We start from the raw sequence: 14465 nt of genomic DNA, 5'->3' as shown, positions 1-14465 counted from the left end.
GAGCTCGACGAACGGGAGCCGCGACCGGACGGGGTCGAGCCGGGGAGGTCGTAACGACGCCTTGCGGCGGGTGCGGTGTGCGCTATGCCTGCGTGTCCCGCTCCCAGCGGTAGAACTCCCGGGCCATCGCGTCCTGCGGCGACCGCCAGGTCTGCGGGTCGTACGCGCCCACGTGCACGGCCAGTCGCTCGCTGATGTCGCGGAACTCCGGGTGTCCGACGACCTTGGCGACGGCGGGCCCCGGCGGCCGATCGGCCTCGATCAGATGCAGGTACAGGTCGCCGAACTGGAACAGGCTGCGGCCGGTGACCCCCACCAGGTGCGGGAGTTCGCCGGTGTCGGAGGTGGCGAAGATGTCCGCGATCCGGGGCGCCGAATCGGGCTTCATCCGGGCCACGATCAGGGTGCGGTGCATGTGCGGTGGTCCTTCCGGGTCGGTCGGTGGAGGGCCGGTGGGACCGCGGGGTTGCGGCCCCACCGGGAAAGCGCGCCGTCGTCGGTCGGGCCGGCGACGGCGCGGGTCACCAGGTGCGCACGGTGGGCGCGACGCCCGTGTCCCGGGCGCGCTGCTGGATCCGGTCCCGGATCAGCTCCAGTTGCACGCGCGAGTTGCGGTTGATGTTGTCCGTCATCCACGCGTCGTCGACCGGAGCGGTCTCCTTCATCGCGAAGTCCTGTACCCAGCGCATCCGCACGCCGTCGGGGACCTCGTGGTACTCCCAGCGGATGTGCATGTGCGCGAACGGCCCGGTCTCCACTCGGCGGGCCCACACGGTGCGGGCCTCGCGGTCCGCCTCGCGCTCGGAGACCCAACTCCAGACCTTGCCGTCCTTGTCGGGGTGCATGGTCAGCCGGAAGGTGACCTTGGCGCCCTCGCGCGCGAGGATCTCCACCGACGCGTATTCGCTGAACAGGTCCGTCCAGTGCTCCACGTCGTTCGTCATGTCCCAGATCAGGTCGAACGGGGCCGCGATGACGATGTCGTTGTCGGTATGGCCGGTCATGTCACACTCCGGAAGTGAGTTGGGAGTTGGTGGTTTCCAGGAACTCGCGCGGGGTCTTGCACTGGTCCACGTCCGCGCCGAGCGGGAACTGATAGCGCCGCTCCAGTTCGGAGACGATGCCGAGCAGGCCCAGCGAGTCGAGTCCGAATTCCTCGAACGTCGACCCCGGCAGGCTCATCCGCTGCGGATCGGCGGTGACGCCTGCGCAGATCTTCATCAGCGCGGCGAGTTCTTCGTAGGTGAAGGGTCCGTTCATCGCAGGCTTCCTTCTTCCGTGCTTTCTTGGCGGGAGACCGCTATGCGGTCTACATGGGCGTACCGGGCCGGCCGTCGCCGCGGCGCAGCACCAGTGCCGCGTTGTGGCCCATCAGGCCGCGGCTGAGCACCAGGGCGGTGCGCAGTTCGGCGGCTCGGGCCCGGCCGGTGACCAGATCCAGGTCGTGGCAGACGTCGAAGACGCCCGGGGTGGGCGGCACCACGCCGTGTTCCATCGCCAGGATCGCGGCGGCGCAGTCCAGGACGGGCGCGCCGCAGTACGCGCGGCCGATGCCCGCCTTGGGGGCGGTCACCGGCACCTGGGCGGCGTGCGCGCCCAACGCGTCGGACAGGGCCAGTACTTCGGCGTGGTCGGCCTCGCGCACCCCGAGGGCGTCCGCGAAGACCACGTCGATGTCCTGCGGGGCGCACCCGGCGTCGGCCAGCGCGTCGCCGATCGCCCGAGCGAGGCCGTCGCGGGAGGGTCCCCAGCCCGAGGTGCCGGTGAACGTAGCGCCGTGTCCCGCCACTTCGGCCCGGATCCTGGCCCCGCGCCGATGCGCCGCCTCCGTCTCCTCCAGGACGAACATCGCGCCGCCCTCGGCGGGGACGAATCCGCACGCGTTCGAGGTGAACGGAAGGTATGCCTGCCCGGGTTCGCGAGCCAGGCTGAGCGAGTCGTAGCCGAGCTGGCAGACCATCGAGTACGGCGCCAGCGGGGCCTCCGCGGCGCCGACCACGACGGCGTTCGTGCCGCGTCGGATGGTGCGCGCCGCGTGCGCGAGGGCGTCCAGGCCGCCCGCCTCGTCGTTGGCCAGCACCGCGCACGGCCCCTTGAAGCCGCCGCGGATGGAGATCTGGCCGGTCGTGGCGGCGTAGAACCAGGCGATGGACTGATAGGGACCGACGAAGCCGGGGCCCTGACCCCACAGGTTCTGCAGCTCGCGTTGGCCGAATTCGCCGCCGCCGGAGCAGCTCGCCGTGGTCACCCCGACGCCGAAGGTGGGCATCGGGCCGAGCGCGGCGTCGGCCAGTGCCTGATCCGCGGCGACCATGGCGAAGTGCGTGAAGCGGTCGGTCTGGACCAGGAAGCGCTCCTCGACCACGGCGGCCGGGTCGAATTCGCGCACCTCGCCGGCGATCGTCAACGGGAGGTCGCCGCAGCCTTCGCGGCTGATCCGATCCAGGACGCACAGGCCCTCGCGGGTGGCCTTCCAGAACACGTCGGCACCGATGCCGTTGGGCGCGACGACGCCGACGCCCGTCACCACGGTGCGTCTGGGTACGGAGGTGTTCACCGGGGTCTCCTTTCCCGGCGGTCCAGCACCACGGCGGACTGGAAGCCGCCGAACCCGCTGCCCACCGACAACACCGTGCGCAGTGCCATCGGCCGGGCCGTCCCCGGCACGTAGTCGAGGTCGCACTCGGGGTCCGGAGTCTGGTAGTTCGCCGTGGGGGGCACCGCCTTGTGTTCCATCGCCAGGGCGCACGCGGCCAGTTCGATCGCACCGATCGCACCGAGCGAGTGGCCCACCATGGACTTGATCGAACTCATCGGGGTCCGGTACGCGTGCTCGCCCAGGGAGCGCTTGACCGCCGCCGTCTCGTGGCGGTCGTTCTGCTTGGTGCCCGAGCCGTGCGCGTTGACGTAGTCGATCCCGGTGGGGTCGACCTGTGCGTCCGCCAGTGCGCGGTCGATCGCCTCGGACATCTCCAGGCCCTCGCGGGTCAGGCCGGTCATGTGGTGCGCGTTGCCCCGGGTGGCGAACCCGCCCACCTCGCAGTAGACGTGTGCGCCGCGTCGCCGGGCGTGTTCGAGCTCCTCCAACACGAGTACGGCGGCGCCCTCGCCCAGGACGAAGCCGTCCCGATCCGCGTCGAACGGCCGGGAGGCGTGGGCCGGGTCGTCGTTGCGGGTCGAGGTCGCCTTGATCGCGTCGAAGCAGGCGACCGTGATCGGTGAGATCGGCGAGTCCGAGGCGCCGGCCAGGTAGACCTCGGCCCGGCCCTCCTCGATCGCGTGCGCGGCGTACCCGATCGCGTCGAGGCCGGACGTACAGCCGGTGGACACGGTCTGCACCGGGCCGCGGGCGTCGAATTCCTCGGCCACCTCGGAGGCCAGGGTGCTCGGGGAGAACGCCCGGTGCAGGAACGGGTCGGCCCGCTTGGAGTCCACCGCCCAGTCGCGGCCCGAGTCGCTGACCGCGACGTAGTCGTGTTCGAGCCGGGTGGTGCCACCCACGGCGGTGCCGAGCGAGACGCCGATCCGCCAGGGATCCTCCGCTTCCCGGTCCAGGCCGCAGTCTCCCACCGCCTCGGCCGCCGCCGCGAGCGCGAACTGTACGTAGCGGTCCGCGCGCTCGGCCCGGACCCGGTCGACGCCGCAGGCGACCGGGTCGAAGTCGCATTCGGCGGCGATCCGGGAGCGGAAGCCGGTGGGATCGAAGAAGGTGATGCCGCGGGTCGCCGTACGGCCGGCCATCAGCATGTCCCAGAACGCGGTGACACCCACGCCGCCGGGTGCCACGACGCCGACGCCGGTGACCGCCACCCGGCGCCTCAAGAGTCGGCGCCCACGGTCTCGGCGGGCTCGATCCCCTCCGTGTCGACGTGCCCCAGTTCCGGTCGGGGCGCCAACGGGGCGAGTTGGAAGACCATCCGCGCCTGTACCCGGCCGACGTTGCGGAACCGGTGCCGCATGTTCTTGGGCACCATCAGGCCCTGATCGGGTCGGAGTTCGTAGGTGATGCCGTCCAGGTCGACTTCCAGCGCACCGGTGACGACGTGGATGAACTCCTCGGAGTACGGGTGGTAGTGCTCGGCGATCATGTCGCCGGGCTCGATGATGGCCAGGCCCATGAAGCCACTGGTGGACCCCACCGTCGTCGGGCCGAGCGTGACCCGCAGGTCACCGCCCCGACGTCGGTTGGGCTCGATCTCGTCGACGTTGACGATGCGTACGGTCTGCGTGGTCATGTGTGCCACCTCCAAGTGGCGGGCGGCGCCCGCGAGGGCGCCGCCCGGGGGGGTCAGACGTCGCGGTCGGCGCGACGGTCGGTGACGAGGGTGGTCTCGGCCGAGGCCAGCAGGTGCCGCAGACCCTCGTCGGTGTCCAGTGCGTCGTCACCGCCGATGTCCAGGAGCCGGCTCAGCCGGGCCGCGGACTCCTTGCGGTCGATGCCCAACAGCAGCGCCGGGTCGTCCGGGTCGCCGCGCAGGTCGAGCACTCGGATCAGGATGTCGCCGCGCACGAACACCGAACTGCTCGCGATCGGACCGGACGCGGACGCGATCACCTGTTCGTCGTGCCGCTGGAGCACGGTGGCGGCGGATTCACCGCGACCGTGCCGGACCGGGTACAGCAGCGCGCGGCGCGTGGTCGAGGCCTTCGCCGACTTCCCGGCCGGCGCGTCCAGGTGGTACGCCTCGGCCAGCGAGGAGCGCATGAAGAACAGCCGGCCGGCCTCCGAGTCGTTCAGGTCGCGGGTCTCCTCCAGGTACGGATGCAGCAACTCCTCGGCGGCCCGCACCTGCGGCTGTTCGGCCACGTGCCGTAGTGCGGCCCGCAGGTCGCCCTGCACCTCGATCGCGCGCACCACACGGTTGCCGAGCATGAACACCGTCGTGCGGCGCAGCGACGTCGTGTCGTTCACCCGGGCCTTCGGCGACTTGTAGCCGGCCAGGATTCGGGCGACCTCGGCCTCGCTGCCGGGCTTGACGGTGAAGGTGAGCGCGCAGCGGACCACGCCGGGCACCGCCGGGGCCGCGGCGCGCGCCTTGTCACTCGCCCCGGACCGCGCCTTGTCGCTCGCGCCGACCCTGGTCCTGTCGTTCGCCCCGGCCGTGGCCCTGTCGGTTGCGCCGTTTTTGGACTTGCCGGGCATGGCCGCCTTCGTCTTCGCGCCGGCGGCTCCCTTGGTGATCACCGAGCCGCCCACGCGGTCGGTCTCCCGGACCACCGCGAAGCGCAACGACCGGGTGCCGCGCACACATCCGTGCAGCGGCTGCACCATCATCTGGTGCTCCGGGCTGTCCACCCAGGCCAGGTATTGAGAGCTGCCCTCCCACTCGCTGGTGATCAGCCACTGGGTCGGGTCCTCGATCGACTGGCACAGTTGGTCGCGCACGTGACCCGGAACGGCGGCGACCTGGTGCCGAATGCGTTCGTAGGCTTCGAGGAAGCGCTGCTCCGACCCTTCGTGCAGCTCCAGCATGAGCAGTACCCGGAGCTTGGTCAAGGTGTCGGTGGTGGGGTTCGCCGCGGAGTGGACGAGGGTGTCCATGTCATTCCTTTGGTCTTGGGATTCGGCCTGCCTGGTGGTGCCCGGTGCGGGCGATCCCGGGGGACCGGGCCGCGCCGAAGCCGACCGAAGGACGGGGATGCGTAGGTGTGACGGTGTGCGTCGCGCCTTGCCGCGCGACGCACGCCTGACACCGACCGATCCGTCCGTCGGGGACCCGGCCTCGACTTCGAGCGTGGCGGCGAATCATCACTCTCTGCATCTTTTGAGGGCATATGAGTGACATTGCGCCATGGTGAACCGCTCATCGGGTTCAGCGGGAACAGGAGGACACCGACGGTCCACGGCCTCCCGCAGCGATGTCGTGTGTCCGCAGTCCTCGCCAACGCAGGAGAAATGATGAATCCCGAGATCGAACACCGGGTACCGGTCCTGGTCGTGGGCGGCTCGCTGGTCGGGCTGTCCACGTCCGTGTTCCTGGGCCGGCTAGGCGTGCCGCACATGCTCGTGGAGCGGCACGCCGACACTTCGCGGCACCCTCGCGGACGCGGCAACAACGTGCGCACGATGGAGTTGTTCCGGACCGCGGGGATCGAGGACCGGGTGCGCGCCGCGTCCGCCGTGCTGGCCGAAAACCATGGCATCCTCCAGGCGGACACGATCGCCGGGGACCGCCAGGAGTGGCTGTTCAAGGAGATCGACCCCGGCGGCGGCCTGGCCAAATTCAGTCCCAGTTCGTGGTGCCTGTGCAGCCAGAACGATCTGGAGCCGGTGCTGGCCGACTACGCCCGCGAACTCGGCGGCGACCTGCGCTTCGGCACCGAACTCGTGTCCTTCGAACCGGACGAGGACGGCGTCACGGCGGTCGTGCAAACCCGGGCGAACGGGCGGCGGCAGACCGTGCGGGCGGACTACCTGGTCGCCGCGGACGGGCCCCGCAGCCCGGTGCGCGAGCGGCTGGGCATCGCCGTGTCCGGTCCGGGCGATCTCTTCCACAACGTGAGCGTCACCTTCACCTCCCGCAGGTTGGCCGAGTTCGTCGGCGAACGGCGGTTCATCGTCTGCTATCTGACGAACTCTCAGGGCGAGGGCGCGTTGCTGCCGGTGGACAACCGGGATCACTGGGTCTTCCACCTGCCGTGGCATCCCGAGCGGGGCGAGCCGATCGAGGCGTTCACCGACGAGCGCTGCGTCGAGCACATCCGGGCCGCCGCGGGCGTACCGGATCTCGACGTGGAGATCACCGGAAAGGCCCCATGGCATGCGGCCGAACGGGTCGCCGAGCGCTACCACGTCGGCCGGGTGTTCCTGGCGGGCGACTCCGCGCACGAGATGTCGCCCACCGGAGCGTTCGGCTCCAACACCGGTATCCAGGACGCGCACAACCTGGCCTGGAAACTCGCCGCCGTGCTGCACGGGCACGCGGGCGCCGACCTGTTGCACACCTACGAGGCCGAGCGCCGACCGGTGGCCCGAGCCACCGCCGCGCGCGCGTCCTCGCGATCGGCCGAGCACAGCCACCCGGGATACGCGGCTCCCCCGGTGGGCGGCGGCAAGCAGCCCGGCGTGCTGGGTGTGGTGCTCGGCTACCGCTACGCGTCCGCGGCGGTGCTCGGCACCGACCCCGAAGTCCCGGTGCTGCCCGAGCGGTTCCGTCCGCCCTCCGGTGAGCCCGGCAGCCGCGCCCCGCACGTGTGGCTGCACCGGGACGGCGTTCGGCTGTCCACCCTGGACCTGTACGAGACCTCGCCGGTGCTGCTGGTCGGTGCCGGTCCGGCGGGCGAGCTGTGGCAGCGGGCCGCGCGGGAGGCGAGTCGGCGGCTGGCGGTGCCGTTGGCGATCTACCGGGTGGGCACCGAGGCGGAGTCCGCGGCGGTGGACCTGGTCACCGAGGCGGACGTGGACTGGGCGGAGCTGCACGGGGTCACCGACGAGGGGGCGGTGCTGATCCGTCCGGACGGGTTCGTCGCCTGGCGGGTGCCGGCCGCCGAGTCGGACTCGGAGGAGACCATGCTCACGGTGCTGCGCGCGGTGGCGTGCCGGACCGAGGCGGACGCCCGGGTGGGCGGCCGACTCGGCCGGTAGGCCGCGCACATCGCCGGCAACGACAGGCCGGCCCCGGAGTGGTATCCGGGGCCGGCCGTGGTGCGTACGAACGCGGGTGAGGGAGTTACGTCGGTGGCAGCAGGTGGGCGAACACCACCACGTTGTCCCGGTAGTCCTTGGCCTTCTTGTCGTACACGCCGCCGCAGGTGATCAGGCGCAGTTGGGCGTCCGTCGTCTTGCCGTAGACCCGCTCGTCGGGGAAGGCGTCCTTGGGGAATACCTCGACGGAGTCCACACCGAACCGGGCCACGCTGCCGTCCGCGCGGTCGATCTCGATCGTGTCGCCGGGCTGCAGGCTGCCGAGCGCCCAGAAGACCGCCGGGCCCATCATCGTGTCGACGTGGCCGAGCACGATCGCGTTGCCCCGGGCGCCCGGGGTGACGCCGTCCGCGTACCAGCCGGCCAGGTTGCGGTTCGCGGGGGGCGGGGCCGCCAGCACGCCGGAGGCGTTCAGGCGCAGCCCGATGAACGGCGCGTCCACCTCGATCTTGGGGATCTTGATCCGCACCGGCTGCGAACGCCGCATCGCCGGCACCCCGTCGGAGCTCGGGCTAGCCGAGGACGCGGCGGTCGGCGGGGCGCTCGGCTGCGCGGCGGCGGGCACCGGTTGCGGCGGTGGCCCGGAGTCGGTGCTCAGATCGTGCTTGATCATCAGGGCGCCCAGCAGGATGGCCGTCACGGCTATCAGCATCAGCTTGCCGGCGCTGGTCCGGCGGGGCGCCGGGGTCTGGGACGTGTCCATGGACGGTGTCGGATCGTACAAGACGATGCCTCTCTGCTGTGCCGGCGGACCGGGCGACGCCGTGCCGACGACGACATCGGCGTGGCCACCGCCCCATTAAGGGCGGTGGCCACGACGTGCGTTGCCAGGGCGAGGACGATCAGGCCTGGGCCGCCGCCGCACCGGAACGACGGCGCAGGGCGTATGCGCCCATGCCGATGCCGCCGGCGATCAGGGCCGCACCCGTACCGAGCGCCGCGCCGTCGTCGAGGAAGGCGCCGCCGATCCCGGTGTGCACGCCACCGTGCGGGCTCTTGTGGTCCTTCCCGGACTTATCGTGCGAGTAGCTGTCGTTGCCCTTGCTGTCGTTGCCCCTGTTGTCGTTGCCCCTGTTGTCGTTGCCCCTGTTGTCGTTGCCCTTGTTGTCGCTGTGCTCGGAACTCTTATCGGGCGTCCACTTCGAATCTGCGGACCAGGACTTGTCCGAGTTGTTCTCGGAGGACGGTTCGTCGGCGTAGGCGGACGGAACGGCCAGGGTCAGAGCAGCAAAACCGAGGGCGGTTCCGGCGACAAGAACGCGTACACGACGCATCGTGGTATTCCTTCCGGCGCTTCGCGAACTGCCGACGGGCATCGACATGCGGGGTTCGACCAGGCGCCTTACCCACCTTCGAACGCCCCCGGCCGACCCGCGACTTGCGTGACTGCATTCGAGCGCCGTCCCTGGTCCTCCCGGGCGGACATCGCGGCCCACTTCACTCGCCGGGAGCAGTCCGATGTTTGACCCGGGTCGTACGGTGTCGCCGCTGCCGGTGACTTCGTTCATGGCGGGCGGGCGGAGCACGTGGGGTGCCGGCTAAGCCGGGACCACGCACTCGAACATGTGCAGGGACGGGTTCACCGCGCGTACGTCCCGGCCGCGCAGGCCCGCCTGTTCGATCAGGGTCAGCAGGCTGTCCGTGGTGTGCTTGCGACCGCCGACGTTGAGCAGCAGCAACAGGTCCATCGCGGCGGTGAAGCGCATCGAGGCGGTCTCGTCGACCAGGTTCTCGATGATCACGACCCGGGCGCCGGGCGCGGCCGTCGCCACGATGTTGCGCAGCGTGCGCAGGGTGCTGTCATCGTCCCATTCCAGGATGTTCTTGACGATGTACAGGTCGGCCCGGACCGGGATGTCCACCCGGCAGTCACCGCCCACCAGGGCGGCCCTGGCGGCGAGTTCACCGCCGTCGCGGAGCCTGGGGTCGGCCGCGGCGACCACGCCGGGCAGGTCGAGCAAGGTGCCGCGCAGCGTCGGGTTGCGCTCCAGCAGGGTGGCCAGCACCAGTCCCTGGCCGCCGCCGATGTCGGCGACGCTGTCGATGTCGGTCAGGTCGAGCACCGCGGTGACGTCCTGCGCGGACTGCCGACTGGACTGGGTCATCGCCCGGTCGAGGGCGGCGGCCGATTCCGGCGCGTCCTCGTGCAGATAGTCGAAGAACTGCTTGCCGTGCAGGGTCGGGAAGACGCTTCGCCCGGTGCGGACCGCCTCGTCCAGGCGCGGCCACACCTCCCACGTCCACGGCTCGGTGGTCCACAGCGCCACGTCGCGCATGCTGCGCGGAGCGTCGACGCGCAGCAGTCGGGACGCCTCGGTGTGCGTGTACCGCCCGTCCGGCTCCTCGGCGAAGATGCCCTGGCAGGCCAGCGCGCGCAGCAGCCGGTGCAGCGCTCCGGGGTGGGCGGACACCGCCCTCGCCAACTCGTCCACGGTCGCCGGGGCTTCGCCCAGCGCGTCCGGGAGTCCCAGACGCAGTGCGGCGCGTACCGCAGCGGCGGACATCGCACTGAACGCGAGTTCGCGCAGTCGGGTGGCCGCCTGCGGGGTAGTGGTGACATCGGTATCGGTCATGCTGATCGCCTCTCAACCGGTGGACCATCCGGGCCCGGGCCGGCGGAACTCGACCGCAACGACCCGCGCACCGACGTCCCGGCGGTCCGCGCCGGGGCTGGAACGACTGTGACCCACGGTCGTCGACCCGCCGCCGAGGCGCGGCCGGATTCGGGCGAAGACGCGCTCGGGAGTCATCCGGATGGCCGCAGATCGGTCGGCCCGGGCGTGCGCTGCGGCGCCTCCCGGCCAGGGCGGGGCAGGCCCTTGCCGCGGCGCTTCCCACCCCGGCGCTGCCCTGCCGGCGGCATGTCCGCCACGGCGCGCCTTGCTCGAGGCACGTCCGCCCCGGCGCTGCCCTGCGGGCGGCCCGTCCCCGCTACGGCACTTCCTTGAGGGCCAGGAGCAGTTCGCGGGCCGTCAACGCGGCCTGGAGTTGGAGGGTGACCTCGGGGTCGAGGGGGTTGGCGCCCAGCAGCTCGCGGATCTGGCCGATCCGGTAGCCGACCGAGTTGCGGTGCAGGTGCAACATCTCGGCCACCGCGGCGCGGCTGCCGTTGGTGGCCAGCCACGCGCTGAGTGTGGCCACCCACTCCTCGCGTTCCAGGATCGGACCCAGGTGCTGGTCCACGAACGCCTGGAGCCGGGCCGGCGGCACCCCGAACAACAGCTGGGCCAGACCCAGCGAGGAGAACATCAACTGCACCTCGCCCGGCCGCCGACGCAGCAGCCCGAGTACCGTCTCCGCGTCGTGGAACGAGCGCGCGGTCCCGCGCGGATCGCTGACCGTGGGCCCGGCTGCGGCCAGCACCGGAACGTCGCCGACCATGCCCTGGAGGCGGATCCGGATCCGACTGATCTCCCGCTCGACGTTGCCCGAGAGCACCGCGAGGCCCAGTTCGCCCTCCTGGCGCACCGGCATCTCCAGCCAGGACAGCGCGGTGGTCCAGGTGCGCTGGTTGGGTCCGGTGTAGGCGAATACCACGGCGGAGTGCGGACGATCCAGATGCAGCCCGAACCGTGCGGCGGTGCGGGTGACGTCGGCGAGGTTGCGCAGCGCGCCGTAGCGCAGTTCGTCGATCAGCCGGCCGGCCGTCTCGGCGGTCGCGGTGGCCACCGCGTCCCGGCGGATCGCCTCGATCGCCACTGCCGTCACCGCCGCCCGCAACAGCGGTTCGTCGTCGTCGGCGCCGTCCGGTTCGCCCAACAGCAGCAACCCGACCCGGCGTTGCGCCACCCGGACCGCGAGGGCCGAGGCTCGCCAGCCCTCGTCGCAGGTGACCTCGACCACCTTGTCCTCGACGAACACATGAGCGACCGCCACCGGGGTCATCGACTCGGTGCCGTCGTCGGTGGCGGCGAGTACTCCGCCGTGCACCCCCACCAGTCGGGCGGTCCTACCGGTGCGTTGGGCCAAGGCGCGCAGGATCGCGAGCCAGCCGTCGCCGGAGAGGGCCAGCACGTTCAGTTCCCGCTCGAACGCCTCTGCCCGGTCCGGCACGACGGTCCGGTGTTCCGTGACTTCTACCTTGTCGATCATGGATTTCCGCACCTTAGCCGGTCGTTGTTACGCGGAACAGATACTTCGATCGGTCACTTCCCGTTACGTCTTTCGTGGGGCAGGATGCGACGCATGCGAGCCTTCGACCTCGCGGCCGGTGCAAAGGCCGCTGCCCAGGCGGCGGTGCACGCCGCCGCCCCGGATCTGGTTGCACTCAGTCACCGCCTGCACGCCCACCCCGAACTCGGCTTCGCCGAGGAACGGGCCTGCGGTTGGCTGGGCGAGCAGTTGACCGAGCACGGTTTCACCGTCACCTCCGGGGTCTGCGATCTGCCGACCGCCTTCGTCGCCGAACGCGGCAGCGGACCGCTGGTGCTCGGGATCTGCGCGGAGTACGACGCGCTGCCGGGCATCGGGCACGCGTGCGGCCACAACGTGATCGCCTCCGCCGCGACCACCGCCGCGCTCGCGCTCGGCGCGCTGGCCGACGACCTCGGCATCACCGTACGCGTCCTGGGCACGCCCGCCGAGGAGAACGGCGGCGGCAAGGTGCTGATGCTGGAGCGCGGCGCGTTCGCCGGGGTGCACGCGGCGATGATGGTGCACCCCTCGCCGCGCGAGCGCCTGGACCCGACCTGTCTGGCCCGCGCGCAACTGCACGTGGAGTACGACGGCCGGGCCGCGCACGCCTCCGCGTGCCCGGAGGACGGCGTCAACGCCGCCGACGCGCTGACCGTGGCCCAGGTGGCCATCGGGCTGCTGCGCCAGCACATGACGCCGGATCAGCGGGTGCACGGGATCACCACGACCGGCGGGCAGGTGCCGAATGTGATCCCCGAGCACACCGAGGCCGCCTATTACGTACGGGCCGCGACGCTGGCCGGGCTGACCGAGTTGGAGACGCGGGTGCGCGAGTGTTTCCAGGCGGGCGCGGTGGCCACCCGGTCGCGGTTGACCATCTCCTCGACCTCTCCCGCGTACTCCGAGTTCCGGCACGACGGCGACCTGCTGGCCGCGTACGAGCGCAATGCGCTGACCGTGGGCCGCGAGTTCCCGCCGGTGACCGCGGCCGACGATCGACAGGCGGGCTCCACCGACATGGCGAACGTGTCGCTGGCCATCCCGTCCATCCAGCCGCTGGTGTCGATCGACTCGGGCGCCGCCGGGCTGCATCAGGCCGAGTTCGCCGCGTACGCGGTGCGGCCCGCCGCGGATCGGGCACTGCTGGACGGTGGCCTGGCGATGGCGTGGACGTGTGTGGACGCGGCGCTGGACCAGGGTCTGCGCGAGCGGCTGTTGGCGGGCGCGCCGGCCGGGGGCTGACCTGCCGATGGGCTCCGGGGCGAGCGCCTCGGAGCCCATCGATCGTGTTCGGCTTCGGCTCGGCATCCGCGCTCACGCGTCGGCGACGGTCACCGGCAGGGCCGCGAGGTATGCCTGCGCGTTGCGGCGGGTCTCGGCCACGCTGTCCCCGCCGAACTTCTCCAGCACCGCGTCCGCGAGCACCAGCGCGACCATCGCCTCGGCGACCACACCGGTCGCGGGCACCGAGCACACGTCGCTGCGCTGCGCGATCGCCTTGGCCGGATCGCCGGTGCGCACATCGAACGTGGCCAGTGCCCGGGACAGGGTGGAGATCGGCTTCATCGCGGCACGCACCCGCAGGAGTTCGCCCGAGGTCATCCCGCCCTCGATACCGCCCGCGCGACCGGTCTCGCGGCGCACCCGGGCGGGGCCGGGCCGGCCGGGGGCGACCGGGGTGATCTCGTCGTGGGCGACCGAGCCGCGCCGGGTCGCGGTGGTGAAGCCGTCGCCGACCTCGACCCCCTTGATCGCCTGGATGCCCATCAGCGCGGCGGCCAGGCGGGCGTCCAGGCGCCGGTCCCAGTGCACGTGGCTGCCCAGGCCCGGTGGCAGTCCGTACACCACCACCTCGACCACGCCGCCGAGCGTGTCGGCGTCCTTGTGCGCGGCCTCGATCTCGGCGTTCATCGCGGCGGCGGTGTCCGGGTCGACGCAGCGCACCGGGTCGGCGTCGATCGCGTCCGCGCTGCCGGGTTCGGGCACCAGCGCCTCGGGCAGCGCGACCGCGCCGATCCGGACCACGTGGCTGAGGATCTCCACGCCCAGCGTCTGGGCCAGGAACGCGCGCGCGACCTCGCCGATGGCCACCCGTGCCGCCGTCTCCCGCGCGCTGGCCCGCTCCAACACCGGGCGGATGTCGTCGAAGCCGTACTTCTGCATGCCCGCGAGGTCGGCGTGCCCGGGCCGGGGCCGGGTCAGCGCGGCGCCGCGCCCGCGGTCCGGGAGCCGGCCCGGTTCGTCGTAGCGCCGGCCGTCGGCATCGGTGGGGTCGGGGGCCATCACCTCGGCCCACTTCGCCCATTCGGTGTTGGCCACCCGCAGCGCGACCGGGCCGCCCTGAGTGAGCCCGTGGCGGACCCCGCCGTTGAACTCGACCTCGTCGCGTTCGAAGCGCATCCGCGCACCCCGGCCGTTGCCCAGCCGGCGCCGGGCCAGCGCCCGGGCCAGGTCGGCGGAGGAGACCTCCACGCCGGCGGGCAGCCCCTCCAGGACGGCGGTGAGCGCGGGGCCATGCGATTCACCTGCGGTGAGCCAGCGCAACATGGGTCTCCTTCTTTCGGGCGTGGGGTGGGACGGGCAGGGACGTCAGGGGCGGCCGAGCAGAGCGGGCCGGACGGACGGACGAGTGGGTCGGACGAGAGTGGTCGAACGGGGTCGGGGCATGGGCGGGGTCGGGTTACGG

Annotated in this window: 14 protein-coding genes; 2 read left to right on the top strand and 12 right to left on the bottom strand. The window is 71.8% G+C overall.

Annotated features, from left to right (window positions below; genetic code table 11):
- Positions 1–82: 82 nt before the first annotated feature.
- The 7 genes from A3IC_RS0129890 to A3IC_RS0129860 form a co-directional block, all read right to left on the bottom strand.
- Complete coding sequence (locus A3IC_RS0129890) at positions 83–415, bottom strand: TcmI family type II polyketide cyclase (protein ID WP_020553755.1); 333 nt, start codon at positions 413–415, stop codon at positions 83–85.
- A gap of 106 nt (positions 416–521) precedes the next feature.
- Positions 522–1004, bottom strand: coding sequence for an SRPBCC family protein (locus A3IC_RS0129885; protein ID WP_020553754.1), 483 nt, complete (start codon positions 1002–1004; stop codon positions 522–524).
- 1 nt (position 1005) lies between these two features.
- A complete protein-coding gene (locus A3IC_RS0129880) occupies positions 1006–1260 on the bottom strand; it encodes an acyl carrier protein (protein WP_020553753.1) in 255 nt (84 codons plus the stop codon).
- Positions 1261–1309: 49 nt separating this feature from the next.
- Entirely contained in the window at positions 1310–2557 is a 1248-nt protein-coding gene (locus tag A3IC_RS0129875) for a beta-ketoacyl synthase N-terminal-like domain-containing protein (RefSeq protein WP_020553752.1), read from the bottom strand.
- A complete protein-coding gene (locus A3IC_RS0129870) occupies positions 2554–3822 on the bottom strand; it encodes a beta-ketoacyl-[acyl-carrier-protein] synthase family protein (RefSeq protein WP_026218898.1) in 1269 nt (422 codons plus the stop codon). Before A3IC_RS0129870 ends, A3IC_RS0129875 begins: the two co-directional genes overlap by 4 nt.
- Positions 3819–4235 (bottom strand): cupin domain-containing protein, encoded by a 417-nt coding sequence (locus A3IC_RS0129865; RefSeq protein ID WP_020553750.1) that lies wholly within the window; start codon positions 4233–4235, stop codon positions 3819–3821. The genes A3IC_RS0129870 and A3IC_RS0129865 overlap by 4 nt, the downstream gene beginning before the upstream one ends.
- 53 nt (positions 4236–4288) lie before the next feature.
- Positions 4289–5542 (bottom strand): SchA/CurD-like domain-containing protein, encoded by a 1254-nt coding sequence (locus tag A3IC_RS0129860; protein ID WP_020553749.1) that lies wholly within the window; start codon positions 5540–5542, stop codon positions 4289–4291.
- 357 nt (positions 5543–5899) lie between these two features.
- Between A3IC_RS0129860 and A3IC_RS0129855 the strand changes: the two genes are divergently transcribed.
- Positions 5900–7585 carry an FAD-dependent oxidoreductase gene (locus A3IC_RS0129855; protein WP_052173872.1) on the top strand — a complete coding sequence of 562 codons (1686 nt, stop codon included), beginning with the start codon at positions 5900–5902 and terminating at the stop codon, positions 7583–7585.
- An 85-nt stretch (positions 7586–7670) separates the two neighbouring features.
- On the opposite strand, the gene A3IC_RS0129850 is transcribed toward A3IC_RS0129855, so the two are convergent.
- The 4 genes from A3IC_RS0129850 to A3IC_RS62835 form a co-directional block, all read right to left on the bottom strand.
- Positions 7671–8348, bottom strand: coding sequence for a class F sortase (locus tag A3IC_RS0129850; RefSeq protein WP_020553747.1), 678 nt, complete (start codon positions 8346–8348; stop codon positions 7671–7673).
- Between the two features lie 139 nt (positions 8349–8487).
- Positions 8488–8919 carry a hypothetical protein gene (locus A3IC_RS0129845; RefSeq protein ID WP_040877371.1) on the bottom strand — a complete coding sequence of 144 codons (432 nt, stop codon included), beginning with the start codon at positions 8917–8919 and terminating at the stop codon, positions 8488–8490.
- Positions 8920–9183: 264 nt separating this feature from the next.
- A complete protein-coding gene (locus A3IC_RS0129840) occupies positions 9184–10218 on the bottom strand; it encodes a methyltransferase (RefSeq protein ID WP_020553745.1) in 1035 nt (344 codons plus the stop codon).
- A gap of 358 nt (positions 10219–10576) precedes the next feature.
- Positions 10577–11737 (bottom strand): PucR family transcriptional regulator, encoded by a 1161-nt coding sequence (locus A3IC_RS62835; protein ID WP_020553744.1) that lies wholly within the window; start codon positions 11735–11737, stop codon positions 10577–10579.
- A gap of 93 nt (positions 11738–11830) precedes the next feature.
- On the opposite strand from A3IC_RS62835, the gene A3IC_RS0129830 reads away from it, so the two are divergent.
- The gene (locus A3IC_RS0129830) at positions 11831–13021 is read left to right on the top strand and encodes a M20 family metallopeptidase (RefSeq protein ID WP_052173871.1); all 1191 of its coding nucleotides are present in this window, start codon (positions 11831–11833) and stop codon (positions 13019–13021) included.
- Between the two features lie 72 nt (positions 13022–13093).
- On the opposite strand, the gene aroC is transcribed toward A3IC_RS0129830, so the two are convergent.
- Positions 13094–14326, bottom strand: a complete 1233-nt coding sequence (gene aroC / locus A3IC_RS0129825; RefSeq protein WP_020553742.1) for a chorismate synthase — start codon at positions 14324–14326, stop codon at positions 13094–13096.
- Positions 14327–14465: the final 139 nt, after the last annotated feature.

This window comes from Embleya scabrispora DSM 41855 (genome assembly GCF_000372745.1).
In the GTDB taxonomy this organism is placed as follows: Bacteria; Actinomycetota; Actinomycetes; order Streptomycetales; family Streptomycetaceae; genus Embleya; species Embleya scabrispora.
This window is presented reverse-complemented; position numbering and strand designations above follow the sequence as displayed.

Coding starts and splice junctions, on each gene's coding strand:
- A3IC_RS0129890 (WP_020553755.1), bottom strand. CDS start 415: ATGCACCGCACCCTGATCGTGGCCCGGATGAAGCCCGATTCGGCGCCC.
- A3IC_RS0129885 (WP_020553754.1), bottom strand. CDS start 1,004: ATGACCGGCCATACCGACAACGACATCGTCATCGCGGCCCCGTTCGAC.
- A3IC_RS0129880 (WP_020553753.1), bottom strand. CDS start 1,260: ATGAACGGACCCTTCACCTACGAAGAACTCGCCGCGCTGATGAAGATC.
- A3IC_RS0129865 (WP_020553750.1), bottom strand. CDS start 4,235: ATGACCACGCAGACCGTACGCATCGTCAACGTCGACGAGATCGAGCCC.
- A3IC_RS0129860 (WP_020553749.1), bottom strand. CDS start 5,542: ATGGACACCCTCGTCCACTCCGCGGCGAACCCCACCACCGACACCTTG.
- A3IC_RS0129855 (WP_052173872.1), top strand. CDS start 5,900: ATGAATCCCGAGATCGAACACCGGGTACCGGTCCTGGTCGTGGGCGGC.
- A3IC_RS0129850 (WP_020553747.1), bottom strand. CDS start 8,348: ATGGACACGTCCCAGACCCCGGCGCCCCGCCGGACCAGCGCCGGCAAG.
- A3IC_RS0129845 (WP_040877371.1), bottom strand. CDS start 8,919: ATGCGTCGTGTACGCGTTCTTGTCGCCGGAACCGCCCTCGGTTTTGCT.
- A3IC_RS0129840 (WP_020553745.1), bottom strand. CDS start 10,218: ATGACCGATACCGATGTCACCACTACCCCGCAGGCGGCCACCCGACTG.
- A3IC_RS62835 (WP_020553744.1), bottom strand. CDS start 11,737: ATGATCGACAAGGTAGAAGTCACGGAACACCGGACCGTCGTGCCGGAC.
- A3IC_RS0129830 (WP_052173871.1), top strand. CDS start 11,831: ATGCGAGCCTTCGACCTCGCGGCCGGTGCAAAGGCCGCTGCCCAGGCG.
- aroC (WP_020553742.1), bottom strand. CDS start 14,326: ATGTTGCGCTGGCTCACCGCAGGTGAATCGCATGGCCCCGCGCTCACC.